This window comes from Colwellia marinimaniae, assembly GCF_002207865.1.
Lineage (GTDB): Bacteria > Pseudomonadota > Gammaproteobacteria > Enterobacterales > Alteromonadaceae > Colwellia > Colwellia marinimaniae.
In genome coordinates this window covers 148,732-173,128 of record NZ_BDQM01000004.1, presented here as the reverse complement: position 1 = coordinate 173,128, position 24,397 = coordinate 148,732, and the positions used below count along the sequence as shown (strand labels likewise).

At 38.7% G+C, this 24,397-nt stretch carries 19 protein-coding genes; 7 read left to right on the top strand and 12 right to left on the bottom strand.

Annotation, left to right across the window (positions count from 1 at the left end; genetic code table 11):
• Positions 1 to 15: 15 nt before the first annotated feature.
• The 4 genes from MTCD1_RS04295 to zwf form a co-directional block, all read right to left on the bottom strand.
• Positions 16 to 663, bottom strand: coding sequence for a bifunctional 4-hydroxy-2-oxoglutarate aldolase/2-dehydro-3-deoxy-phosphogluconate aldolase (locus tag MTCD1_RS04295; RefSeq protein ID WP_057181136.1), 648 nt, complete (start codon positions 661 to 663; stop codon positions 16 to 18).
• Between the two features lie 132 nt (positions 664 to 795).
• A complete protein-coding gene (gene edd / locus MTCD1_RS04290) occupies positions 796 to 2,610 on the bottom strand; it encodes a phosphogluconate dehydratase (RefSeq protein ID WP_057181137.1) in 1,815 nt (604 codons plus the stop codon).
• Positions 2,611 to 2,671: 61 nt separating this feature from the next.
• Positions 2,672 to 3,367: a 6-phosphogluconolactonase gene (gene pgl, locus MTCD1_RS04285; protein ID WP_057181138.1), complete on the bottom strand. Its 696-nt coding sequence runs from the start codon at positions 3,365 to 3,367 to the stop codon at positions 2,672 to 2,674.
• The gene (zwf, locus tag MTCD1_RS04280; protein ID WP_057181139.1) at positions 3,367 to 4,836 is read right to left on the bottom strand and encodes a glucose-6-phosphate dehydrogenase; all 1,470 of its coding nucleotides are present in this window, start codon (positions 4,834 to 4,836) and stop codon (positions 3,367 to 3,369) included. The genes pgl and zwf overlap by 1 nt, the downstream gene beginning before the upstream one ends.
• Before the next feature lie 459 nt (positions 4,837 to 5,295).
• Here zwf and MTCD1_RS04275 point away from each other — a divergent pair, with 459 nt between their 5' ends.
• Both MTCD1_RS04275 and pyk read left to right on the top strand, forming a co-directional pair.
• On the top strand, positions 5,296 to 6,144 hold the full coding sequence (locus MTCD1_RS04275; RefSeq protein ID WP_057181140.1) for a MurR/RpiR family transcriptional regulator: 849 nt from the start codon (positions 5,296 to 5,298) through the stop codon (positions 6,142 to 6,144).
• 94 nt (positions 6,145 to 6,238) lie between these two features.
• The gene (gene pyk / locus MTCD1_RS04270; RefSeq protein ID WP_057181141.1) at positions 6,239 to 7,693 is read left to right on the top strand and encodes a pyruvate kinase; all 1,455 of its coding nucleotides are present in this window, start codon (positions 6,239 to 6,241) and stop codon (positions 7,691 to 7,693) included.
• A 78-nt stretch (positions 7,694 to 7,771) separates the two neighbouring features.
• On the opposite strand, the gene MTCD1_RS04265 is transcribed toward pyk, so the two are convergent.
• From MTCD1_RS04265 to MTCD1_RS04255, 3 genes are all read right to left on the bottom strand, one after another.
• On the bottom strand, positions 7,772 to 8,614 hold the full coding sequence (locus MTCD1_RS04265) for a LytR/AlgR family response regulator transcription factor (protein WP_057181142.1): 843 nt from the start codon (positions 8,612 to 8,614) through the stop codon (positions 7,772 to 7,774).
• A gap of 113 nt (positions 8,615 to 8,727) precedes the next feature.
• A complete protein-coding gene (locus MTCD1_RS04260; protein WP_057181143.1) occupies positions 8,728 to 9,804 on the bottom strand; it encodes a sensor histidine kinase in 1,077 nt (358 codons plus the stop codon).
• 210 nt (positions 9,805 to 10,014) lie between these two features.
• Entirely contained in the window at positions 10,015 to 10,365 is a 351-nt protein-coding gene (locus MTCD1_RS04255) for an HIT domain-containing protein (protein WP_057181144.1), read from the bottom strand.
• 676 nt (positions 10,366 to 11,041) lie between these two features.
• Here MTCD1_RS04255 and MTCD1_RS04250 point away from each other — a divergent pair.
• A complete protein-coding gene (locus MTCD1_RS04250) occupies positions 11,042 to 12,388 on the top strand; it encodes an alkaline phosphatase (RefSeq protein ID WP_057181341.1) in 1,347 nt (448 codons plus the stop codon).
• Between the two features lie 532 nt (positions 12,389 to 12,920).
• On the opposite strand, the gene MTCD1_RS04245 is transcribed toward MTCD1_RS04250, so the two are convergent.
• Both MTCD1_RS04245 and MTCD1_RS04240 read right to left on the bottom strand, forming a co-directional pair.
• Positions 12,921 to 14,102 carry a cystathionine beta-lyase gene (locus tag MTCD1_RS04245; protein ID WP_082606526.1) on the bottom strand — a complete coding sequence of 394 codons (1,182 nt, stop codon included), beginning with the start codon at positions 14,100 to 14,102 and terminating at the stop codon, positions 12,921 to 12,923.
• 178 nt (positions 14,103 to 14,280) lie between these two features.
• Positions 14,281 to 16,830, bottom strand: a complete 2,550-nt coding sequence (locus tag MTCD1_RS04240) for a DNA polymerase II (RefSeq protein ID WP_082606505.1) — start codon at positions 16,828 to 16,830, stop codon at positions 14,281 to 14,283.
• A gap of 89 nt (positions 16,831 to 16,919) precedes the next feature.
• Here MTCD1_RS04240 and dinG point away from each other — a divergent pair, with 89 nt between their 5' ends.
• The gene (gene dinG / locus MTCD1_RS04235; RefSeq protein WP_057181146.1) at positions 16,920 to 19,058 is read left to right on the top strand and encodes an ATP-dependent DNA helicase DinG; all 2,139 of its coding nucleotides are present in this window, start codon (positions 16,920 to 16,922) and stop codon (positions 19,056 to 19,058) included.
• An 86-nt stretch (positions 19,059 to 19,144) separates the two neighbouring features.
• On the opposite strand, the gene MTCD1_RS04230 is transcribed toward dinG, so the two are convergent.
• Entirely contained in the window at positions 19,145 to 20,215 is a 1,071-nt protein-coding gene (locus tag MTCD1_RS04230) for an SEL1-like repeat protein (RefSeq protein WP_057181147.1), read from the bottom strand.
• Between the two features lie 394 nt (positions 20,216 to 20,609).
• Here MTCD1_RS04230 and MTCD1_RS04225 point away from each other — a divergent pair, with 394 nt between their 5' ends.
• The 3 genes from MTCD1_RS04225 to rlmF all read left to right on the top strand — a co-directional run bounded on the left by MTCD1_RS04225 (position 20,610) and on the right by rlmF (position 22,708).
• Positions 20,610 to 20,963: a hypothetical protein gene (locus tag MTCD1_RS04225; protein ID WP_057181148.1), complete on the top strand. Its 354-nt coding sequence runs from the start codon at positions 20,610 to 20,612 to the stop codon at positions 20,961 to 20,963.
• 312 nt (positions 20,964 to 21,275) lie between these two features.
• On the top strand, positions 21,276 to 21,758 hold the full coding sequence (locus MTCD1_RS04220; RefSeq protein WP_057181149.1) for a DUF2947 domain-containing protein: 483 nt from the start codon (positions 21,276 to 21,278) through the stop codon (positions 21,756 to 21,758).
• Positions 21,759 to 21,802: 44 nt separating this feature from the next.
• Positions 21,803 to 22,708, top strand: coding sequence for a 23S rRNA (adenine(1618)-N(6))-methyltransferase RlmF (rlmF, locus tag MTCD1_RS04215; RefSeq protein ID WP_057181150.1), 906 nt, complete (start codon positions 21,803 to 21,805; stop codon positions 22,706 to 22,708).
• 193 nt (positions 22,709 to 22,901) lie between these two features.
• On the opposite strand, the gene MTCD1_RS04210 is transcribed toward rlmF, so the two are convergent.
• Both MTCD1_RS04210 and MTCD1_RS21155 read right to left on the bottom strand, forming a co-directional pair.
• Positions 22,902 to 23,705, bottom strand: a complete 804-nt coding sequence (locus MTCD1_RS04210) for a class II glutamine amidotransferase (protein WP_057181151.1) — start codon at positions 23,703 to 23,705, stop codon at positions 22,902 to 22,904.
• Between the two features lie 136 nt (positions 23,706 to 23,841).
• A complete protein-coding gene (locus tag MTCD1_RS21155) occupies positions 23,842 to 23,988 on the bottom strand; it encodes a hypothetical protein (protein ID WP_159459897.1) in 147 nt (48 codons plus the stop codon).
• Positions 23,989 to 24,397: the final 409 nt, after the last annotated feature.

Genomic DNA, 24,397 nt, shown 5'->3' with positions numbered 1-24,397 from the left:
ATTTGTACCCCTGAGCTACTTTACATGGACTAAGGCTTGTTTGGCTAATTTAGTAATTTCCGACCAGTTCTTATTGTCAACAATTTCACTTGATACTAACCATGAGCCACCACAACAAACAACATTAGGTAAGGCCAAATAGTCACGCACGTTATTTAAATTTATGCCTCCTGTTGGGCAAAAACGAATGTCTGGGAAAGGTCCACCAATTGATTTAAGGGCCTTAATACCACCGGATGCTTCTGCTGGGAAGAATTTCAAATGGTCGTAACCATAATCTGCTCCATCCATAAGCTCAGAAATTGAAGATATACCGGGTATTAGGGCAATATTACCGTCATTGCCGGCTTGTAATAAGTCTTTGGTTAAACCTGGGCTAATTGCAAATTTAGCACCAGCATCATAAGACTGCTGTAACTGATGACGATTGGTCACTGTACCTGAGCCAATGATCGCTTCTGGCAGCTCTTTGGCAATGATACTAATCACATCAAGTGCGACGGGCGTACGTAAGGTTACTTCTAAGACATTAACATCCGCAGCTAATAATGCTTCCGCAATATACAACGCATCTTCAACTTTATTGATTACTAATACAGGAACAATAGGCCCCATGTTGAAAAGGTCCTTTGGCATGATTTGCCAATTTTTTGATACTGTCATAAATCCTCTCTATTTTCTTGGCCTATTAAACCTAGGGTTAAATAGGCGCTGAATGCTTTAAATTATTAATTATTAAGGAGCCAAGGTATGACTCCTTAATCGTTATCTGTTCTTTACTCTTATTACTAGTGATTAAGAGTCGAATAGCGAACAGGCACCTGTTTCAGCTGAACTCAAGTTACGGCGCATAAAGCCAAATAACTCACGCCCCATACCTTCATGGTGGCCATTAACTTGAAATAGTGCCGTCTTACGATTGGCTAATTCCTGCTCATCAACGAGCAATGTTAACTCACCTGTTTCACCATTGAGGTTAATCATGTCGCCTGTCTGAACCTTAGCAATCAAACCACCATCAAGTGCCTCAGGGCATAAATGAATGGCTGCAGGTACCTTACCCGAAGCACCAGACATACGTCCGTCAGTAAGAAGGGCTACTTTAAAGCCTTTGTCTTGCAGCACGCCTAACAATGGCGTTAATTTATGTAATTCAGGCATACCACGCGCTTTAGGCCCTTGGAATCTTACCACTGCAACAAAATCTTTTTCGAGTTCACCGGCGTCAAATGCCGCCTGTAATTGATGCTGGTCTTCAAAAACAACCGCTGGAGCGTTAATAACAAAGCTGCCTTCTCTAAGTGATGACGTTTTAATAACAGCAACACCTAAATTACCTTTCATCACTCGTAAACCACCATGAGAACTGAATGGCTTAGCAACTGTGGCAATAATTGCATCATCAAGTGACTTTTCAACGCAATCAACCCACTTAAGCTGTCCATTATCTAGCACAGGCTTCTTAGTGTATCGAGTTAAGCCGCGACCACAGATGGTTTCAACATCCTCAAATACAAGTCCGCCTTCAATAAGTTCACGGAACAGTAATGCCATACCACCTGCTTCTTGGAACTGGTTGATATCCGCATGACCATTAGGGTAAATACGGGTAAGCAAAGGAACCGCTGAAGATAAATCATTAAAATCTTGGAAGTTAATAATGATGCCAGCCGCTTTAGCAAAAGCAATGATGTGCATGACCAAGTTCGTAGAGCCACCCGTTGCTAACAAGGCAACAATTGCGTTAACAACTGAACGTTCATCGACCATTTTACCAATCGGCATATAGTTACCCGATTGCTGAGTTAAACGTGTCGCCTGACGAGCAGCAGCCTTTGTTAATTCTTCACGAAGCTGGGTATTAGGTGCAATAAAAGAGGCACCTGGTAAATGTAAGCCCATCACTTCAACAACCAGTTGATTTGAATTTGCTGTGCCGAAGAAAGTACAAGTACCGGCAGAATGATATGATGCAGATTCAGCCTCAAGTAACACTACTTCATCTACTTCACCCTTAGCATGCTGCTGACGCACACGAGCTTTTTCTTTGTTTGGCAGACCTGAAGGCATGGGCCCCGCAGGAATAAATACAATAGGTAAATGCCCAAAGGTCATACTCGCTATCAACAAACCCGGTACGATTTTGTCACAGATGCCTAACATTAATGCGCCATCAAACATGTTGTGAGATAAACCTATAGCCGCTGACATCGCAATTACATCACGACTCATCAGGCTAAGATCCATACCTGGTTGACCTTGCGTAACACCGTCACACATGGCAGGTACGCCAGCAGCGACTTGGGCAACACCACCGGCATCTTTTACTGCAGCTTTAATGATATCAGGATAAGTTTGATACGGTTGATGCGCACTAAGCATATCATTGTAAGATGTAACAATAGCGATATCTGAGTGTTGAATGCCGCGTAATGATGACTTATCATCCTTGCCACAGGCAGCAAAGCCGTGGGCTAAGTTACCACATGATAAAGCTGCACGATGTACTGTGTCTGATTTTGCCGCGTCAATTTTCGCTAAATACTCAGCACGTGTTTTAGCACTACGTTTTATTATTCTGTCGGTAATATCTACTATTTGCTGTTTCATTTTCTCTCTCAACTTATATACTTTTATTTTATTTATTACTTAAACTTATTTGACAAGTGAGTTAGGGAGCCCAAAAAATTTGCGTGTTTAAGCTAGGGTGTTGTAAAAATGCTCTGATCGGCATTTCAAACGGATCATCACCATTTAACGCTTGTGTTAATACCGTCTTCTTTCCTTCTCCGCATGAATGAAGGAAAATATTTTTGCTGGTGATTAAGCTAGCAAAAGTAAAACTGATACGTTGATGCGGCGCTGTTTTAGGTTGAACTTTCATGAGTACTGCATCGTTTTTCTCATCAAGGCCAACATTAATTTCGTCGCTACACGGGAATAATGAAGCAGTATGACCGTCTTCGCCCATACCTAAAATTAATACATCCAGTGGTAATAACGTTTTACTTGCCGCCACGTTTAAATCAGTAAGGGTTTCATCCGTTAATTCATCACCTTGTTTCAAGTGAAAGAAATTCGCTGCCGCGGCATTATTTTGTAGTAAATTTTCATGCACTAAGCGGGTATTACTGTCTTGACTATCGATTGCCACCCAACGTTCATCCGCTAAGGTGATGGTTACTTTTGACCAGTCAATATCACGTTGTGATAACACCTTAAAAAAGCCTTTCGGTGTTGAACCACCTGAAACGGCGATACTTGCTTTGCCTTTTAGGCTTATTGCTTGCGCAAGGATTTGACTCACTGTTTGGGCCAAGGCAACATCTAAATTTTTACGTGTAGAGAACTCTGTTAACTGGTGCATTATTCAACCCATTGGCGATCATCACGCGCGATTAAGGAAATAGAAGCTACAGGTCCCCAAGAACCGGCAGCATAAGGTTTAGGTACTTCATTGGTGGTTTTCCATGCTTCAATAATGCTATCAGCCCAAGTCCAAGCGGCTTCAACCTCGTCACGACTAACAAATAATGATTGATTACCATTTAACACTTCTAACATTAAGCGCTCATAAGCATCAACAACACGCTGGTCTTTATAGGTATCAGAGAAACTTAAATCCAATTTATTTTCTTGAATAAGCATCTGTGAAGCTATACCGGGTATTTTGTTCATCATTTGTAACTCAACCCCTTCATCAGGTTGCAAACGAATGGTTAATTTATTGGCAGGTAAATCACTGTAACTGTCTTTAAAAATATTATGGGGTTGTTGTTTAAAGTGTATGACTATTTCACTATGCTTCTTTTGCATACGCTTGCCGGTTCGAAGATAAAATGGCACACCTTTCCAACGCCAGTTATCTATCTCTGCTTTTATAGCGACAAAGGTTTCCGTATTACTGTTGGCGTTAGCACCTTCTTCATTTAAATAGCCTGGTACAGCAACACCTTCTAAAAAGCCATCACTGTATTGGCCACGAACCACTTTATCTTTAATGTTTTCGCGGTTAATGGGCTTTAATGCTCTTATCACTTTAAGTTTTTCTGCACGCACACTCTCGGCACTTAAATCTGCAGGAGGCTCCATGGCCAATAGCGACAAAATTTGCAATAGGTGATTTTGTACCATATCGCGCAGTTGCCCTGCTTCGTCATAAAACCCCCAACGACCTTCAATACCGACACTTTCAGCCACGGTGATTTGCACATGGTCGATACTGTTACGATCCCAATTATTGGTAAACAATGAATTTGCAAAACGTAACACCAAAAGATTCAGTACCGTTTCTTTACCTAAATAGTGATCAATTCGGTAAGTTTGCTTTTCTGTGAAGTATTTTGAAACTTGGTTATTGATTTCAATAGAAGACTCTAAGGAGTGACCAATAGGCTTTTCCATAACCACACGATCAGCATCATTAATTAAATTAGCCTGAGCTAAACCCTGACAAATATCACCATAAATTGACGGAGGTGTTGAAAAGTAATAAACACGAGTCTTATTGCCATTAGCGAGTGCATCAGCTAAGAGATTAAATGAAGCACTGTCTTTAAAATCCAGTTGTTGATAAACAAAACGATTGATGAAACATGTCAGTACTTGTTCATCTATTGTTTCGTTGACAAAATTAGTTAAATTCTCGACCACAATACTTTTGAATTCTTCTAGACTATGTTCTTGTCTTGCTGCGCCCACTATACGGCTATCTTTATGGATTAAACCCGACACCTCCAATTGATAGAGTGCGGGTAATAGCTTACGTCGTGATAAATCACCTAAGGCTCCAAAAATGACGATGTCACTCGCTGATTGACAATCTAAATTACTCATAGAATTTCTCTTATTTAAAAGTGTATTGCTTTACTTATATTTTTACGCAAGTTTCGACGCAAGTGCAGTTACAGTAAAAAATAGTTGTAACTAAACTACATATGGGCCTAATTTAGCGCTTGTTTAGCTGACAGTAAAGAACTTTTTGTAATTTTACTACATATATCAATACCACGGTGAACTATTAGCTTACAAACAAGATGAGCTAAGGATTAATTGCTCTATTCGTCAAAACAAGCCCAACATAGTATGGTTTAAAGGGTAAACAGTACCAATTCAACTAACTTTACTGAGTTTAATCCAAAATTATGAAATAAAATTTCATTATTTCTGTTCCTTAGGCAGAAAATAAATTACAGTATAGACAAAATAGCCCATTAATTAATGTTGGCTATCATTCAAATATCGTTTAAATGTACTTTAAATATTTAGATAAAGACGATCTAGGATCAGACCATAATGAATATATTAGAAAAGATCACTAACGAACTAGACATGCTCAGTAAATCAGAACGTAAAGTAGCGGAAGTCATTTTAGCGTCACCAAGTACTGTTATTCACTCAAGTATTGCGGCACTGGCCAAACAAGCTAAGATCAGTGAACCAACAGTCAACCGTTTTTGTCGTCGGTTAGATACTAAAGGTTACCCCGACTTTAAACTTCATCTTGCGCAAAGCTTAGCTAATGGTACCCCTTACGTTAACCGCCATGTCGATGAAAATGATACGGCTGAAGAATATACCGACAAGATATTTGAATCAACGATGGCAAGTCTTGAACAAGCCCGTAAAAACTTAGACTCAAATGATATCAATCGCGCGGTCGACCTATTAACCCAAGCCAGCAAAATCTCATTTTTTGGTTTAGGAGCTTCTGCCATCGTTGCCCATGACGCCCAGAATAAGTTTTTCCGCTTTAATGTGCCTGTTGTTTATTTTGATGACATATTAATGCAACGTATGAGTGCTATAAATAGTCGCCAAGGTGATGTGGTTATTATGATTTCTCACACAGGTCGTACTAAATCACTGGTTGAAGTTGCTAATTTAGCAAAAGAAAACGACGCCACGGTTATTGGCATTACTGCAAAAGGTACGCCACTTGCTAAGGAATGTAGCATAGTATTGTCCGTTGATGTTTGTGAAGATACTGACCTGTATATGCCTATGTCATCACGCATTGCCCAACTCGCTTTAATTGATGTTTTAGCGACAGGCTTTACCCTACGTCGTGGTAGTAAATTTAGAGACAACTTAAAAAAAGTAAAAGATAGTTTAAGAAGTTCACGCTTCGAAAAAAAAGACTAAGTATTTAGTTCTAAGATTTGACACTGTATTTCAACCATCATTAATCAAGCCATAAACCAATTTAAAACGTAATTAAAAACGTAAGAGGATTAAAATGCCAAGAAGAACAAAGATTGTTGCTACCTTAGGTCCTGCAACTGACGATAGAAAAGTTTTAAAAGATTTATTAGCTGCGGGTGTAAATGTAGTTAGACTGAATTTTTCTCATGGTATTCCGCAAGATCACATTGATAGAGCAAAAAACGTCAGAGAGATAGCGAAAGAACTTGGCATTTATGTTGGTATATTAGGTGATTTACAAGGTCCAAAAATTCGTGTTTCTACCTTTAAAAATGGCCCCATTAAATTAGTCATTGGTGATAAATTTGAATTAGATGCCACGCTAGAAAAAGGTCAAGGCTGCCAAGAAAAAGTAGGTATTGATTATAAAAAATTAGTACAAGATGTGAATACCGATGACATCTTATTACTTGATGATGGTCGCGTACAATTAAAAGTATTATCGACCTCTGACACGTCAGTGTTTACGATAGTGACTGTTGGTGGTCCATTATCTAATAATAAAGGCATTAACCGACAAGGTGGTGGCCTAACTGCCCCAGCTTTAACGGCTAAAGATAAAGAAGATATTAAACTTGCCGCTAAAATTGATGTTGATTTTCTGGCAGTTTCATTTCCTCGTGATGCAGCCGATATGCGCGAAGCGCGTTTACTCGCTCAAGAAGCTGGTTGTGATGCCCGTTTAGTCTCTAAAATTGAACGTGCTGAAGCCGTGAATGATGATAAAATTCTTGACGGAATTATCTTAGCCTCAGATGTTGTTATGGTTGCCCGTGGTGATTTAGGTGTTGAAATTGGCGATGCTGCGCTTGTTGGTACACAAAAACATATTATCGCCCGTTCTCGTCAACTAAACCGTGTGGTCATTACCGCCACACAAATGATGGAAACCATGATTGAGCAACCTATGCCAACTCGCGCCGAGGTTATGGATGTAGCAAACGCTGTGTTAGATGGTACTGATGCGGTAATGTTATCGGCCGAAACAGCGGCGGGTAAATACCCGGTTGAAACCGTAAAAGCGATGGCAAATGTTTGTCTAGGTGCTGAGCAACACCGTTCGGTAAATGTTTCCAGCCACAGAATTGAGCTTACTTTCAGTGAAGTTTCAGAAACGATTGCCTTATCCGCTATGTATGCCGCTAACCATTTAGAAGGCGTTAAAGCAATTATAGCGTTAACTGAGTCAGGTCAAACCCCTAAAATAATGTCACGCATTACCTCAGGTCTACCTATTTTCGCCTTATCTCGTCATACAAAAACATTGAATAAAACGGCAATATACCGTGGAGTTTACCCTATTGAATTTGATTCAAGCAAGGTCAATCATGACAATTTATCGAATGAGATATTAAAAGCGCTCCGTGGTCACATTGACCTAGCTGTTGGTGATAAATTGATTTTAACGCACGGTGATATCATGGAAACTGTTGGTGCATCTAATACCTTAAAAGTGTTAACCGTCACTAAAAAACACCTTAGTAAATAACACCCAGAATTAAGGCTAAAAAAGGCCAGATGTTATCAACATCTGGCCTTTTTTGTTGCGATGAAAGTAAACGCTTAACTAACTATTAACGGCCTGCTTAACTTTATCTTTATAACTGCGACTCACCTTCAATTCTTTACCATTTTTCAATACTAAAAAATATTCACCATTGACTTGGCTACAAAATTTTTGAATAACATTCTTGTTCACTATGGTCGACCTATGATTGCGAATAAATTGCTTAGGATCTAAACACAGTTCTAGTTCTTTCATGGTTTTTCTAAGAATATAGGTATTTTCTTGTAAAATGTTTTGCTTAGTTTCTAAGGTGTGTACACACATATAATCACCAGCAGCATCAATCCAAAGAATATCTTTTACCGGTACACGGTTCACTTCGCCGGCATCCTTAATTGCCAAGATATCTGAATAGCTAGATAAGGTTAATTCTTGATTATTCTCTAATTCCGTTAAAATTTTCTGATAATCATTGCCCGTGACATCACTCACTAAACGCACTAATTTCGATTTATGTGCACTATCGGCGCTGCTTTTAAAATATTGTTGTATTTTTTTAATGGTCTGCGCCAGTCTGACTTCATCGGCTGGTTTTAATAAATAATCCAACGCGTGTACTTCAAAAGCTTTAATTGCATATTGATCAAAGGCGGTGACAAAAACCACCATAGGCATAGTTAAGCCCTGCTCGATAATACTTTCGAGCACCTGAAAACCGTTGAGACCTGGCATTTGAATATCAAGAAACATCAGATCCACTTGATAAGCACGTATCGCTGCTAATGCCTCTCTACCGTTACAACACTGCTCAATAATATTTATATTATCATGGGCTTGTAAACGTATGGTTAACCCCTTTCGAGCCAGTGGTTCATCATCAACAATGATGGTTGATAGAGACATAATGATTCCTAATTTATTATACCAATTACACTACTTTATTGAGCCACTTGCTATGAGTTACGGTAAAGAGCAACGCGGTACTTAACTTGTCGAAGTTAAACTATACTTTATTGTTAATTTAGTTCGAATGGCATACGCAGATTCACTTTAACACCTGTCGGTTGGTTATGGGAAACAACTAACGAAAATTTCTCATGATATAAAGCTTGTAAGCGCTCGCGGGTATTCACTAAACCGACACCACGCTCTCGGTGTAAGTTGCCATCGATAATATCAGCTCCTGGACCATTATCAGCTATTTCAATTAATAAGTCGTCGGCAAAACGCCGTACCGTAATAGTAAGACTACCACCCTGCTCTTGCACCGCAATAGCGTGTTTTATCGCATTTTCAGCTAATGGCTGTAAAATCATACTCGGAACTAACGCAGCTTGGCAATCATCATCTATGTGGAAATATAGCTGTAATCGGTCTTCAAAACGTACTTGCTCTATTGCCAAGTATAGTTGTAAGGCTTGTATTTCTGTTTGTAAACTAACCTTTTTCATCGGATCTTTATCTAAGGAGTAACGGAGAAATTCACTGAGTTTAGTGACCATAGAGTTAGCGGTTTTATTTTCTGCCACCAAAATAAGCGTTGAAATAGCATTGAGGGTATTAAACAAAAAATGAGGGTTCAATTGATAGCGCAACATTTTTAACTGGGCTTGATGTGCCACAGCATTCGCTTTAAGGACATTTTGCTTTTCTATTTGCAGCATTTGATAGTATTTACTACCAAAGTATAAGCCGCTCCAACTTAAAATAATGTAAAAAGAGCCTAACGTGGAACGGGTATACATATACCAAAATTCTGGCTCATAACCGTGTTTGTAGATTTCCCAATAGTTAATATTTTTAACTATTTGCCATAATACACCGGTAAAATAAGATGAAAGTATCACCACCAAGGCAATTTTAATGGGCGGAAAGTTCCACGCTTTTTGATAAATATAGCGAAGGGGTACGGTAAACAACCATCCAGCGTAAGCGTTAAGAAAAATAATTACCACAAATATATCACGCAAATCATGCTGTAATGAGCCAAGATAATGCACAAAAGCAAAGCCAAACCAACCAGCAGTATGGACCAGCCAAAATAAACGATTTCTATTTTCTAGTAATTCTTTCCAATTCACAAAGGTAACCATTTAAAGGATGCTATAAGGAAGTATGCGCTAATAATTAAATGATTTCATTGCCTTTGACCTTAGTAAACTAGCGACTTATCGCATAGTAACTAAGATAATCAAGCTATTATCTTAGCAAAGACAATATAGTAGCCATTAGCGCTAAAGGTAGGTTGTCAGTGATTAACAGGCCATCTAACAGAGTCTATTTGACTTCCCCAAAAGATAAACCTAACAACAAAGCAATGGCCCCAATGGTTGCCCACCTAATAAATGCATATGAATGTGGTAAACCTCTTGACCGCCATCGCTGTTACAATTGATAATTAAACGGTAGCCATCCTCATCAATGCCCTCTTCTTTAGCAAGCTTTTTGGCAACAGTAATCATACGCCCTAAAGTTAATTCGTCCTCACTAGTGACATCATTAATAGTGGCAATGTGCTTATTGGGCACAATTAAAATATGACTATCTACACGTGGCGATATATCTCTAAAAGCGGTTACTAAGTCATCTTGATATAATAAAGGCGTGGGGATTTCTTGACGTATAATCTTCGAAAAAATGGTTTCTTCAGTCATGGTTATTATTTCCTTTGTCAATTACTAAACATTTTATTGACTAGTTTACCTTTATATAAATATAAATCACTCTTTACTGTAGTTTATTAACCTTAAGCAACACGCTAGTTAAGCTAGCGATAACATGCATATTGTTTATTAAGGCTGGCATGGATATTAATCCCTGCTTTGTGATAAAAACTGTGCTTTAGCATGCCCGGCAAAGTGCAAACCTTATGGTCAGCGAGCATGCTTAATTGAATCGGCCATCAGAGAGGTCTGCGCTAAAATGGTGACCGACCTTCATTATTTATCAAGCTCAGCGCAACGATTGCGCTAAACTCAGTAGCGACCACGGCTACATCGGCTCGGCTTCACTTTTTCCACGTTTAAATTTTTGCTTAGTTTGATGTTAATGGCTTCGATTAGGTACAATTTTTCAATGCTCATAGCGGTAAATGCCTATTTTTATCTGACTAAACAAATTTCAGCCGAAATATAGTCCAGCTGAAAATAATAAGGCTCTGTTTTGCCTAGATATTCTAATAATAGCTTACTTACTGTCATTAGATAGACAAAGCTAAGGTGACTGTTTAGAATTACACATTTTTACATGCTCAGGTGCCCTATGTTTAGTGCTAAAAAGTATACCTCGTTTTTCTCTACACTGACCTTATTAAGTGCTGTTGCTCTAACTATGAATAATGCAACTGCTACAGATATGAAGCAGCAGGGTCAAGTAAAGCAAGTAGATTTACCTAAAAATATCATTATGGTTGTTGCCGATGGCATGGGACCAGCGTACACCTCTGCCTATCGGTATTTTAATGATAATCCAGCAACGGATGAAATAGAGCAAACAGTTTTTGACAGACATTTAAAAGGTCTCGCCAGTACTTACCCGGCACCTGTTTCAGGTTATGTGACCGACTCGGCTGCAGCGGCTACAGCACTAGCAACTGGCATAAAGACCTATAATGGCGCCATTAGTGTTGATATAAATAAAAAACCGTTACTAACGGTACTTGAATGGGCTAAACAACAGGGTAAGAAGACCGGCGTAGTGGTAACTTCGCGTATTAACCATGCCACACCTGCCTCATATTTATCACATAATGAAAGCCGCCGAAACTATGACCAGCTGGCAAATAGCTATATCGATAATGGCATCAAAGCTGATGTCTACTTTGGTGGTGGCTGGAAAAACTATATTCGCGACGATAGAAATATCGTTAATGAATTTAAACAAGCGGGCTTTCAATACATTGATAGTTACAGCCAGTTAACTGAATTAGTTCACGATAAACCTGTCATTGGTTTATTTGCCGACCTTGGCTTGCCTTGGGCGCTTGATGACAGTAATAAACACCGACTAACACTTTTAACCAAGGCTGCGACTAAGCAATTGAAAAACGAGGCTGGCTTTTTTCTATTAGTTGAAGCTAGCCAAATTGACTGGGGCGGACATGATAATAATATCGCGACGGCCATGCATGAAATGGATGACTTGGCCAAAGTGATGGAATATTTAGAATCATTCGTTGCAGAGAACCCTGATACCTTAGTGGTATTAACCGCGGATCACAGTACTGGTGGCTTGACCTTGGCGGCCAATAAAGACTATCGCTGGAATCCTGAAATATTACGTACCATGCAGCATTCACCAGCAACAATAGCGAAAAATATTGTCGCTAACGACCAGCTAAATCTTCAGGAAATCAATCAGTGGCTAAACTTTGACTTAAACAGCAAAGAATTCCAACAAATAATTCAGGTGAACGCTAGTTACCAGCAAGCGACAACACTGCACTTGTTGTTAAGCGCTACAGAAAAAACAGCACAAAAAGCGCCAGAACTTAAAGAATTCTATCGCCAGGCAATTTTGACTATCATTGATAAACGTACCAATACTGGCTGGACCACAACGGGCCATACCGCCATTGATGTGCCAGTATTTGCTTTTGGCAAGCAAAGTGAACAGTTTAGCGGCCAATTAGACAATACCGATATTGCTAAAAAGATATTTACCTTATTAGGAAAATAAGGTAACTAACCTGAACTCTGGATAAGCAGCACTTGCTCAATATTCCCCTTTATCCGATTCTCAGCGTTAACACGTCGATAAATAACCCGTTATTCATAAACGTTTTGCCTTGATAATCGAATAAATTGAAACATTGATAGTGTATATTGCTACTTAATCTTGTATATTTTGTTCTTAACAACCGTAACTCGTTGTTTTTACTTATACATCAAGCACTCATTATCCAGAGTTCAGGTTAACTAAATAGACATAGCTGACAAATGAGCACAAAATATAGTGCGCTTATTTGTCAGTTTATCAGTAAATTTTTTCACTGTGTTGTAGTTTAGTGTTGCTGAGTAAACAAGCGAGACGCGTAGGTCTACACAAGCATCAGCACAGTGTGCTCCTGCACTGTCTAACAAGGTTATCCATATACCGTCATGCTTATGAAACTCGCTGTTATCACTTCAGCAATACTCATTATAAAATCATAAGGTGACAATATAGACAACAGTATTGTGGAACAGAAGCAAATTTTTATTAAATACACTTAACCTTCAGCTAGAACTTTATTAAATCGTTCAAAACCACTTTCAAGATCACTGATTAAGTCTTCAACATCTTCTAAACCAATATGGAGGCGAATTAATGGGAACTCGCAATCAAAGCTAGTGGCACTACGAATAGAATTTACATTACTAAAACCCAAAATTAAACTTTCAAAACCGCCCCATGAATAGCCCAGTTTAAAGTGCTCTAAACCATCCAAAAATGCGGTTAATGCGACTTTGTTGCCGCAATTAAGTACAAATGAAAACAAGCCATTCGAGCCAGAAAAATCCCGCTTAAAAAACTCATGCCCTGGACAAGACGCAAAAGCGGGATGTAAAATTTTAGCGACTTCTGGTCGTGCCGTTAACCAAGTAGCAACGGTAATTGCACTTTGTTGATGTTGCTTTAATCTAACGACTAGGGTACGAATACCACGCAACGCTAGGTATAAGTCATCTGGGGAAGTACACTGACCCATTAAATAACTGTAATCACGAAGTTGCGGCCAATGTTTTTCTACTGCCGTTGCGGTACCCAGCATAACATCAGAGTGACCAACAATATATTTAGTCGCCGCTTGCACGCTAATATCTACACCATAATCAAACGGTTTAAAGTTAATACCAGCGCCCCAAGTATTATCAAGCATAACAATACAGCCATGTTTATGGGCAACCGCACTGATGCTCGGCACATCCTGTACTTCCATGGTAATTGAGCCGGGAGATTCTAAAAAAACAATACGGGTATTATCTTGGATCAGAGCTTCAATACCAGCACCGATCATAGGATCATAATAGGTGGTACTAACCCCTATTTTAGCTAATATTTTATCACAGTAATCCCGGGTAGGCTCATAAGCAGTATCCACCATTAAAATATGATCACCTTGCTGGATAAAAGCTAGAATAGCATTGGTAATAGCAGCAGTACCCGATGGGTATAATGCACAACCAGCACCGCCCTCTAACTCGGTCATGGCCTCACTAAAAGCAAAAGCTGTGGTGGTGCCACGACGGCCATAAACCATGGTTTGATTATGTCGATTGGCAACGGCATGATTCATTTCGGCAACCGTATCAAAAACAACCGTTGATGCCCGGGTAATTGCAGGATTGACCACACCCTTAGTCCATTTTGCGTTTCGTCCAGCTTTTACTATTTTAGTATCATGTTTCATATCAACTTCCATCAAAGGGGCTTAGCTAAGCGCATAAAAATTTATTCCAGCTATCTAGCCATCTAAATAATGATAAAGCATTTATAACCTGATTAAAGCTTACTGACTAGAAATTGTTAATATAAATTGAAAATAAATGTAATTAAAATAAAAAAACATAGCAGCCATTAAATAATCGTCAAAAAAGACCCAACTGGTCACCAGCAATCGACTCAAAGTCTCGGCCAATAAAGGGTAAAATATCATCTGCTATTGGCTTAAGTTGTTTCTCCACATAAAAATCATAATCAAGTTTACTGTCGTTAAACTCTAAGGGCTGGACCCCCTCTAGAGTAATTACATACCTAATGGTACTCCTATGTTTATATTGTTGCTCTTTACCCTGCGCTGTTAACTTTTTATTGGCAATCAGTGCCGCTTTAATATGAGGCGGTGTATTAACGTAATCACTGAGCTTTCGTCGAATTTTTTTCTGATAAATCAATTTATTGTCATAATGGCCATGCTTCAAATTAGCCACTATCATTTTAATATATTCATCAATGGGCTCATCGTTAAACACTAACCGATAAAGCTCTTGTTGGAAGTCTTTGCTTAACTCGGTCCAATCACTTCTCACTGTTTCCAAGCCTTTAAAGATCATCACACCATTAGCAATACCGGCATAACGCTTTTTAGTACCAATATCATTTTGACCTTTGCCGGTATTTTTACCGGCGTTTTTACCGGTATTAAAGCCACGTATTTTAGGCATTAAAAATTGAGTGAAATGGGTTTCAAATTCGATTTCTAATTGGCTAGTGATTTTAAATTCTTGTTGCAGGGTATATTGCCATTTATCATTAATAAATTTTTGTAACTCAAGGCCTATTTTCGTTGCCTGTTGCTTTGATTTATCGGCACCGATATAAACAAAAAGGGAGTCGGTATCACCGTAGATGACTTTATGGCCTTTTGCGGTGATCCAACGACTGGTTTTCTTTAAGATTTCATGGCTTCGTTTGGTAATAGAGCCCGAAAGTCGAGGATCAAAAAACCGACACCCGCTAGAGCCTAAAACACCATAAAAACTGTTCATAATAATTTTAATGGCTTGTGATAAAGCGGCATTTTTTTGTAATTTAGCTTTATCTCGCTCTAACCAAAGGGTCTCGATGATATCAGGTAAAAAGTGCGCGTCTCTGGAAAAATAAGCGCCATCAAAGCCCTTGATAACACGAAGACGGTTATCTTGATGCCAATGCCCGTCCTTGTCTTTCACTGACTTCAGCGCACGAACCTCTTCAAGACCTTCAATTAAGCCCATGGGATCAATTTTAAAGGTACGTATTATAGAGGGATATAACGACTTGAAATCCAGTACCAAAACATTTTCATACAGGCCCGGTATTGAATCCATAACATAGCCACCAGGAGATACTAGACCAGAGTCACCATCCCCCATATTAGGGGCGATATACCCACTGCGATGCAACTTAGGTAAGTATAGATTGGTAAATGCCGCCACAGAGCCACCTATTCTATCAATGGCTAAACCCGTAAGTTGCGCCCTTAGCTGGGCAAAAGCCAGTAACTGAGTTTTTTCAAAAATAAGCCAAACTAAGCGGCAATCTTCTAAGTTATAAGCGGCCAGTGCTGGTTTGTTATGGTTAAAATTGTCGGTGATCTCTTCTACTCTATTATCAACATCAACCACCTTTTTGCCCAAGCCAAGTAGCTTATGGGCGACATTATCAAGTGAAAAACTAGCAAAACTATAAGTAGCACTTTTCAACAAATCGATACCATCAAGGACAACACGACCTGCTATTTCAATAAAATTTTGCTCAGGGTTATTGGCATTTTTACGCCAATTAGGACTACTACCATCACGGCCAATAGCAAACTCAATACCATATAAGTCACAACGTTTTTGTAATAAGATAAAATCAAAATTGATGACGTTCCAACCAATAAGAATATCGGCATCAAATCCATTCACTGCCACAATAAATTGCTGCAATAGCTGTTTTTCATCTTTTAGCCATTGAATATAATTTTCGCTCGTTGCTTGTGGCTCACCAATCATTAAGACCCGTTTAAATTCATCTTTACTAGCCGAGGTATTAGTATTACAGGCGTACAAACCAATGGAGTATAGCTGCCCTTGCATAGAGCATTCGATATCTATAGAGAGCATAGTAAGGCTAATGTCACTTTGTGCTGTAGCGCGCTTACACCTAGCTTGTGTTATTAATTGGTAACCCTGAGAAGCTTTATCGCTGTCATTACTTGGCTTACCATCAATATAATCACCTAGCCCTTTAGTCATAACATCACTTACATAAGTAATATCTGCAGTAATATGGCGCTCCATTAAGAATCTGTCGTCGGGGCGAATATCATCTTCATAACATTTTATTTGTTTAGCTTTTAAGGCCTCTCTAGCACGGTAAAAACTGCGCATAGAGTTAAAATACAGGGCAGCAACCTTTTGCTGAGCAAAGGTTTTTAATGATAATTGTTGAGATTTTGCTAAAGGAATATCTTGGGCAGTCAATATACCTTGAGCAATCTCTAATTGATGATGTTCAACAAAAAAAACAGCGAGTTCATGCTTTATTTGCAGTTTAACTGGGCCAGAGCTACTTTTCAGCCAAAGGGTAACTTGCAAACCACTGGCGCTATCTTGCACTTGGCGGGTAAGTAGAAAGCCGCTATTGATATTGATGTTGTTAAAAGTTGCCATTTTATGGTGTTTTTTTCGTGTGAAGCGCTTAAACCTGTTAATATATACAGCAGTGTAACCGATATCCTGTTTTTTGGAAACTAGTAACAATGTTATCTGATAAGTTAAAACAAGCTATTCGTCAGGCCTATAAAGCCATCGGCGAGAACTTACCTCACTTTAATCCTCGTAAACAACAAACTTTACTGATTGCCGAAATAGCTAAAACTCTAGCAGGTGAATACAGTAAAGATAGAAAGATAATTACTATTGAAGCTGGCACAGGTACAGGAAAATCCCTCGCTTATTGCCTAGGCGCAATTCCCCTAGCGCTTGATCGAGATAAAAAGGTTTGTATTTCAACGGCCACTGTCGCCTTACAAGAACAATTAGTCGACAAAGATCTGCCTTTTTTTAAAAAACACTCGGGCTTAAATTTTGAATTTACTTTAGTCAAGGGCAGACAACGCTATGTCTGTCGACAAAAATTAAGCCAAGCGGTGACCACTGGCTCAGATAATGAAGCCGCTCAAGTTGGTTTTACTTTTGCAGAAAAGCCCGATGCAAAAGATGTTCGCACACTCAATGCCATGCACAAGGCCCTTGTTGATGGCTCCTGGTTAGGCGATATTGACTCTTGGAAAACCCAGCTACCTCAACATATTTGGCAGCAGGTACAAAGTGATAAACATAGCTGTTTAAAACATTTAGCTGAGCATAGTCACTGTCCTTTTCACAAAGCACGTGAAACGATGGACCAAGCTCATGTTTTAGTTATCAATCATAGTTTATTATTAGCCGATCTTGAGCTCGGTGGCGGTAGAATACTGTCATCACCAGAAGATACCTATTATATCATTGACGAAGCGCACCACCTAGCCAAGGTAACCCGTGATTTTTCCAGTGCCAGTATTAGCCTAAAAGGCTCAATTGAGTGGTTAACTAAACTCGGAGAAACTGGCGATAAAATGGCTAAATTGATTAAGTCAAAAAGTGCTATTTCTCCGGCAACTAAATTAGGCGATGACTGCCAAGATTTACTCATGGAAATGCAAAAAGTAGTTAATTTCATTGACGCTAATGCCAATACTTATTTTCAAGAAAATGATTCATTATCCCAGAACAATAAATTTACTAAGAAATCTCAACATGATGAACAAGTGTATCGATTTGAAAATGGCATCATCCCACCAACATTAAAAACCTGGGCTGAAGATTTACAAGGCTTAAGTAAAAAATCATTAGCCCATTTAAATAAACTCTATAACGGACTTATTGAATCGGTAAAAGATGGCGATACCCAACTGTATTTAGCCGAGCCATTACTGGCTGAAGCTGGCTTTATGTTGCAACGTTTAGACAATTTACAAGCCCTATGGTTTATGTATGCTAAAACTGATAGTGAAAAAGCAGCCCCTATGGCTCGTTGGTTACAGAAACTGACCTCTAAGCGTCATGATTACCTATTAAGCGCATCCCCTATCGAAGTAGGTTTTACCTTAGAAGATATGCTGTGGAGCAAATGTGAAGGTGCCGTATTATGCTCAGCAACCTTACGGGCCTTAAATTCCTTCGACCACTTTCGCTTTCAGGTGGGTTTAAAAAATAATGATGGCAGTCAATATCAATACGTTGACTCCCCTTTTGATTACCAGCATAACGCGAAATTAGTTATAGCTAATATGGAAAATGAAGCCAGCGCACAAGAGTTCACTGATGAATTAATTGCTAAATTACCAAAATACCTTGCCCAAGGAAGTGCCAGCTTGGTGCTATTCTCTTCCTATTGGCAAATGAATAAGGTCGCACAAGCACTCAGGGATGAAAGTGATATTGAAATCATGGTGCAAGGCGAATTATCGCGACAACAAATAATAACAGAGCATAAAAAACGTTGCGATAATAACAAAGAAAGTATTATTTTTGGTACACAAAGCTTTTCAGAGGGGCTAGATTTACCTGGAAACTACCTTACTAACTTAATTATCACCAAACTGCCGTTTTCGGTGCCAACTTCGCCAGTTGAACAAGCTCAAGCTGAATATGTCACCGCTAAAGGTGGTAACCCGTTTATGACCTTATCTGTACCTGATACAGCGAAAAAATTGGTACAAGCTTGTGGTCGTTTATTACGGAATGAAAGGGATAAAGGTATTATAACCTTATTGGATAAACGTGTAGTAACCAAACGCTATGGTAAGCAAATACTCGACTCTTTGCCGCCTTTTAGCCGAGTGTATGAAAAATAATTTAAGCTAATTTTAACTGTTGCTTTAATAAACTGTTCTGTACACCATAAAAAGGCTTAAAAAAACTTTAAGCCTTTAACGGGTATTTAATACGCTTTCTTACCTCGAGCATATTCTAATGCTTTAGCATAAGCCTTTGTTGTCGCTCTAATATCGACTTGTTTAGTAAAGTCAATATTCACTCCCGCTTTAACTAGCTCTTGGTAAAAATCGGCTATAGCACAACTTTTAACTTGTTGACAAACGATGGCATATTTAAATATTGCTGGCTTATAGGCCTGCAAAGAGGCTTTTTTAAACCAAACCAGCGCTGCAGGTAAACTTTTCCGTACCGCTGTGCCGGTAAGGTACATTTGAGCAAGATTGACTTGACCTTGAGCAAAGCCAAGATCTGCAGACTCTTGAACCTTCACTAATGCTATTGCTAGTGCTGATTCACTACCGCTTTCAGCAAACTTTAAATACTCTAAGCCAATAAAGTTTTCTTTTTTACCTGGAATGAATACCGAAGTCGATTCAAAATGTGAATCTGGGACAACTACATTACCGTCAAGTATATTATTTTCTGGGCGACGAGCCAAAAGGATAGCACCTGAAGTGATCATTCCTTGTAATTCTTCAGCATTATAATTATGACGTTTTTCTTGGAAAAAACTTTCGGACCTCAGTAGCGCATAACGTATTGTTTCATTCAACTCATGCTCTTGTGGATAAAAAAAGCTACTAAAGTTAAGCGTGACTACATCGCCGGTAATATCTTTAACTTTTGCCATACGAAATTTCTCCGCGGGGCGAAGGTTATCTTCAATGACTCGGAAATCGATATAATAAATATCATTCAATTGAGGCGCAGCGACAATAGCTTTTGTTTGCTCGCTTAATTGGTAGTTTTTATAAAAAATACTAACCGCTAGCGCAACTGCAGCAAAAACAACCACAGCGATTATTTTACTTCTATGCTTGGTCAGCCAAGGATCGGGATCCTTAGTATCTAAAGTATAATGGTAATAGGATTCATCTTGTTTATCTTCTGCGCTTGGAGTATCGGCACTAGCTAATGTTTCTTCAGATTCTGCTTCTGATACAGCCTGTTGCTCAACTTCTGCTTCGGGCAAAGCTCCATCTTCCTCATATTGGCGAACTGCTGCTTGTGGCATAACCGCTCCTTATTTTTATTTTCATAATTAATACCATTTGAACATAAATTAAACAAGCGTTAATTTTATGTTACTTTGATTTAACATTTGTATTGCTACACTAAAACCACTTCAACATGACACTAAGATGCCCAGTAGCAATGGCTTTAATTCACATCGCAAGCATCTGAGTTTATTAAAATTATTTAAATTGTTTAGACGAATATTTTAATGGTTTTAAGTATACATTTTTATAGCAATTAAAACAATCGTTTGATTATTGTGCCAAAAATAGCCTTTTACCTGACAAATTTTCTCTCTTTGTTAACGTAGCGGCTATTATTTTGTATTAGCCTAACTTGACTTATCAGGATAAGATGCCAAGTACCTCACTTGTCTTATTTACAGTTTACACATGAAAAAAACAATTAAAGTTACCTTATTATCATTACTTATATTCCCGGGCGTTGGACATTTACTATTAAAAAAATATGCAATAGCCTTAGGGTTTATCGCTAGCTTTGCCTACCTACTATTGGGTTTTGTCAATGAGATGTTGACTAAGAGTCAACAAGTCATTGACAGTATTATGCGAGGGGACGTTTCTCTTGATGTTGCTGCAATCCGACAAGCATTGATTGAGCAAGGCGTATTAGAAAATCCTCAGCTAACAACTGTAGGTTATGTAATGCTAGCTATCTGGGGACTTTCCGCTTTTGACGCCTATCGAATTGCAAAAAAAAGCAAAGCAGATAATATCAGCGAATAAAACCAGTAAAGTAAATTTCAGCTGCTTTTTACTTTTAAGGTATCAGTAGCGACAAAATGGCCAGTTACAACATCAACGGGTTATTTTGCAGCTAGCAAGTTGTTATTTAGGCTAAATTCTTATCTGCATATTAGAAAAGTGATAAACGCTACACATTTGCCTCAGCATCCCCTCGCGCAAGCGTTAATGTACCCTAGACCATGACTATTATTCGGCCATTGAGACACCTGACAATATGTTACTTTATCTAGCGCTTTTTTATTTCGCTATTGCTGGGTATAATTACCTTGTTTCCCTTTTTGAGTATTGTTAATGAATTACCTGCCACTAGAAAGTTTAAAAAATGCTTGGATTTTCAAGCATAAGAGTTTACCTATTGCTGAATCGGATCTAGCAAAAATAAAACCTCTGAGTATCGAACGTGCCAATATAGTATGGGACACCTTTATTTCTCGCCAAGTAGATCACCCAGACTTTTTCAAAAAAGGCGATTGGCCCTCAGATAATAGCAACTGGTTAGAGCAAGGAAAGTGGGAGGGGCTATGGGACAGCAATGAAGCCGCACTACCTGAGTTAATCGACCAACATCTAGACTGGGATCAAAATACCGTGGTCTACTACTGTAATTCCCGAGATAATGTCATAGAGACAAATTGGTTAATATTCAAACGTTGTTGGAAAAACTTTTTGTTTATGGATGATGGCCCTATTTTGCTGGGTAAAAAACGTCAACAAGTGGTGCAATTTACCAGTAATGGCTATTTTAAAGTTGGCCAAAAACCAAACAATTCTTAAGCAATCCGCTATTCAAATCAACTTTTTATTCTAACGGTCCTACTTTGCATAAAAACAATCGCCATAAACAAGGTTATAACTTTACGGTTTTAGTTAAAAAACATCCTGAATTATCACCTTTTATTATAAAAAATAAATATAATAACCAAGATACCATCGATTTTGCTAATCCATTGGCAATTAAAGTACTTAATGCCGCTTTATTAAAAAGTGACTATCATATCAGCTTCTGGGATATACCTGATGGTTACCTATGTCCCGCTGTCCCGGGAAGAGTTGACTATATTCACCATCTCCATGACTTACTCACGGCAACGGCAACAACACGGTTAGTTGCGAAGAAACCCGTTAAAGTGCTCGATATAGGCACAGGAGCCAGTTGCATTTACCCTATTTTAGGGCAAAGAGCATACGGCTGGCATTTTGTCGCCTCTGATATTGACCCCATTTCAATCAAGGTGGCAAAACAGATAATATCAGCTGATAAAACACTCAACCAAGCGATTAGCTGTCGTTTACAACCCAATAGCAATCATATCTTTAATGGTATTATCGCTGAAGATGAATTTTATCATCTAACCCTATGTAACCCGCCATTTCATCGTTCTTTAGCAGAGGCAAGTCAAGGCACTAGGCGAAAATGGCAAAATTTGAATAAAGCTAGCACCCCCTCGAAAAAGCAAACAGAAAAACTAAATTTTGGCGGACAAAAAGCTGAACTATGGTGTCCAGGTGGTGAATTAGCCTTTATTGATAAAATGATTAAGGAAAGTAAGAATTATCAGCAACAGGTACTTTGGTTTACCTGTTTAGTCTCGAAAAAAGAGCACCTGTCAAAACTAAAATTCTATTTAAAAAAAGCGCAAGTAAAACAAATCAAAGTGATTAAAATGGCTCAAGGGCAAAAGATAAGTCGCTTTATTGCTTGGAGTTTTTATGATATTAGTTAACCTAATAAGACACTTATACCTCTTTTATTAAGTTTTTGGTCTTGTTGTGCACAGGAAAAATAAATCAGGGCAAGACGCTCGATTGAGCAATAGCGAGCTATTGGGATTGAGAGCAACGCTGACATGGAGTATTTTAACCCGCACAAGTGAGCGATAATTTAAGATATGCGGCCATTTAGGGACATTAAAGCCCCTAAGCGTTTTCGTTATCTGTACTAGCAAGACCACCCGTAACCAACTCTCCCAAGCGAAATAACTGCCATTGCCCTGGCGCCATTTTATGCCAGGTTTCATCACCGGTGAGCGGTTTTGTCGCAATAACAGTGACAATATCATTACTGGTGGTTTCTTTTTGAAAATCGACCGCCATTTCTGCATCAATAAGACTTGCTTGACCAAAGGGGGCTTTACGAGTGAGCCAATGCAAGTTAGTAGAGCAATACACGAACATGTATTCACCATCAGTAATAATAATATTGGCAACGCCAAGCTTATCAATTTTTGCCGTAAGTGCCGCGATAAAGCCAAATAATGTTTTAGCCTCTACCTGCTTAGCGCCAAACTCTAAGTGTAATTGATCAAGTATCCAACAAAAAGCATGTTCACTATCCGTGGTACCAATGGGTAAATGAAAGTGAATAGGTAGCTCACTATTAAAGTCTTTTAACTGACCATTATGTGCATAAGTCCAATTTTTACCCCACATTTGACGAACAAACGGGTGGGTATTTTCAAGACATACCGCGCCAGAATTAGCTTGTCTGATATGGCAAACTACCGCTTCACTCTTCATCGGGTATTTAGTAACCAGCTCGGCGATAGGCGAATGTGCACTAGGCATGGGATCTTTAAAGCTTCGACACCCCTTGCCTTCATAAAAGGTAACGCCCCAACCATCACTGTGTGGCCCAGTATTACCACCACGCTGCATTAAACCACTAAAACTAAAACAGATATCTGTTGGCACATTGGCACTCATCGCTAAGAGCTCACACATAAATCAATTAATCCTTTTAAAACAAGTAACTTAATCGAACTGGCAACCTTGGAAATTCAGTGCAGTGTCAGTAAGGGGGTCACTATAGAAAATAAAAAGCTAAACAGATCAAAAATCCGTTTAGCTTTAATTAATATTAAGCTGTAATTGGCGTTAAGTCACTAGATAACTTAACCACACTTTCTTTTAGTGTAGTAAAAGCTGGGGCTTGTTGTGATGGGCCAACACCTAGGTGAGGGTGAGTACTTAAGGTAGGCGGATTAAATACCACCAGCGCCATCATTAGGAGTTACTGCTTCATCTCCCTTTTTTATCGTGAGTTTTTGAGCAGCACGTTGAAGTTTAGTCATGTTTACACTGGATAATTCCAACATCATTGAATCTTTAAAATTTAAAGTTAATTAAAAAAAACAGTTAATAACTTACCGGTTTTAACAAAACCTTCAATTATTAACTGTAAAAACCAGTACATTTGACCTGGTACACTTTAAAAACAAATACAACAATGAAAATTGTAACTCCTTGTTACGAATAAAAACATTACATTACATTACACGCTATTGTATACCGTAGCTTTATCGTGTTGTATGCCACTGTGTTGTTGCATTTATTATATTTTTATTTATTACCTTTTTCATTAAAAATACTATCCACATATTCCCGCCGGCGATTTTCTCACTTACCTAGCTATA

What these genes read in the sequence shown, in the direction of transcription:
- MTCD1_RS04295 (WP_057181136.1), bottom strand. Translation starts at nt 663, where the DNA reads ATGACAGTATCAAAAAATTGGCAAATCATGCCAAAGGACCTTTTCAAC.
- edd (WP_057181137.1), bottom strand. Translation starts at nt 2,610, where the DNA reads ATGAAACAGCAAATAGTAGATATTACCGACAGAATAATAAAACGTAGT.
- pgl (WP_057181138.1), bottom strand. Translation starts at nt 3,367, where the DNA reads ATGCACCAGTTAACAGAGTTCTCTACACGTAAAAATTTAGATGTTGCC.
- zwf (WP_057181139.1), bottom strand. Translation starts at nt 4,836, where the DNA reads ATGAGTAATTTAGATTGTCAATCAGCGAGTGACATCGTCATTTTTGGA.
- MTCD1_RS04275 (WP_057181140.1), top strand. Translation starts at nt 5,296, where the DNA reads ATGAATATATTAGAAAAGATCACTAACGAACTAGACATGCTCAGTAAA.
- pyk (WP_057181141.1), top strand. Translation starts at nt 6,239, where the DNA reads ATGCCAAGAAGAACAAAGATTGTTGCTACCTTAGGTCCTGCAACTGAC.
- MTCD1_RS04265 (WP_057181142.1), bottom strand. Translation starts at nt 8,614, where the DNA reads ATGTCTCTATCAACCATCATTGTTGATGATGAACCACTGGCTCGAAAG.
- MTCD1_RS04260 (WP_057181143.1), bottom strand. Translation starts at nt 9,804, where the DNA reads ATGGTTACCTTTGTGAATTGGAAAGAATTACTAGAAAATAGAAATCGT.
- MTCD1_RS04255 (WP_057181144.1), bottom strand. Translation starts at nt 10,365, where the DNA reads ATGACTGAAGAAACCATTTTTTCGAAGATTATACGTCAAGAAATCCCC.
- MTCD1_RS04250 (WP_057181341.1), top strand. Translation starts at nt 11,042, where the DNA reads ATGAATAATGCAACTGCTACAGATATGAAGCAGCAGGGTCAAGTAAAG.
- MTCD1_RS04245 (WP_082606526.1), bottom strand. Translation starts at nt 14,102, where the DNA reads ATGAAACATGATACTAAAATAGTAAAAGCTGGACGAAACGCAAAATGG.
- MTCD1_RS04240 (WP_082606505.1), bottom strand. Translation starts at nt 16,830, where the DNA reads ATGGCAACTTTTAACAACATCAATATCAATAGCGGCTTTCTACTTACC.
- dinG (WP_057181146.1), top strand. Translation starts at nt 16,920, where the DNA reads ATGTTATCTGATAAGTTAAAACAAGCTATTCGTCAGGCCTATAAAGCC.
- MTCD1_RS04230 (WP_057181147.1), bottom strand. Translation starts at nt 20,215, where the DNA reads ATGCCACAAGCAGCAGTTCGCCAATATGAGGAAGATGGAGCTTTGCCC.
- MTCD1_RS04225 (WP_057181148.1), top strand. Translation starts at nt 20,610, where the DNA reads ATGAAAAAAACAATTAAAGTTACCTTATTATCATTACTTATATTCCCG.
- MTCD1_RS04220 (WP_057181149.1), top strand. Translation starts at nt 21,276, where the DNA reads ATGAATTACCTGCCACTAGAAAGTTTAAAAAATGCTTGGATTTTCAAG.
- MTCD1_RS04210 (WP_057181151.1), bottom strand. Translation starts at nt 23,705, where the DNA reads ATGTGTGAGCTCTTAGCGATGAGTGCCAATGTGCCAACAGATATCTGT.
- MTCD1_RS21155 (WP_159459897.1), bottom strand. Translation starts at nt 23,988, where the DNA reads ATGATGGCGCTGGTGGTATTTAATCCGCCTACCTTAAGTACTCACCCT.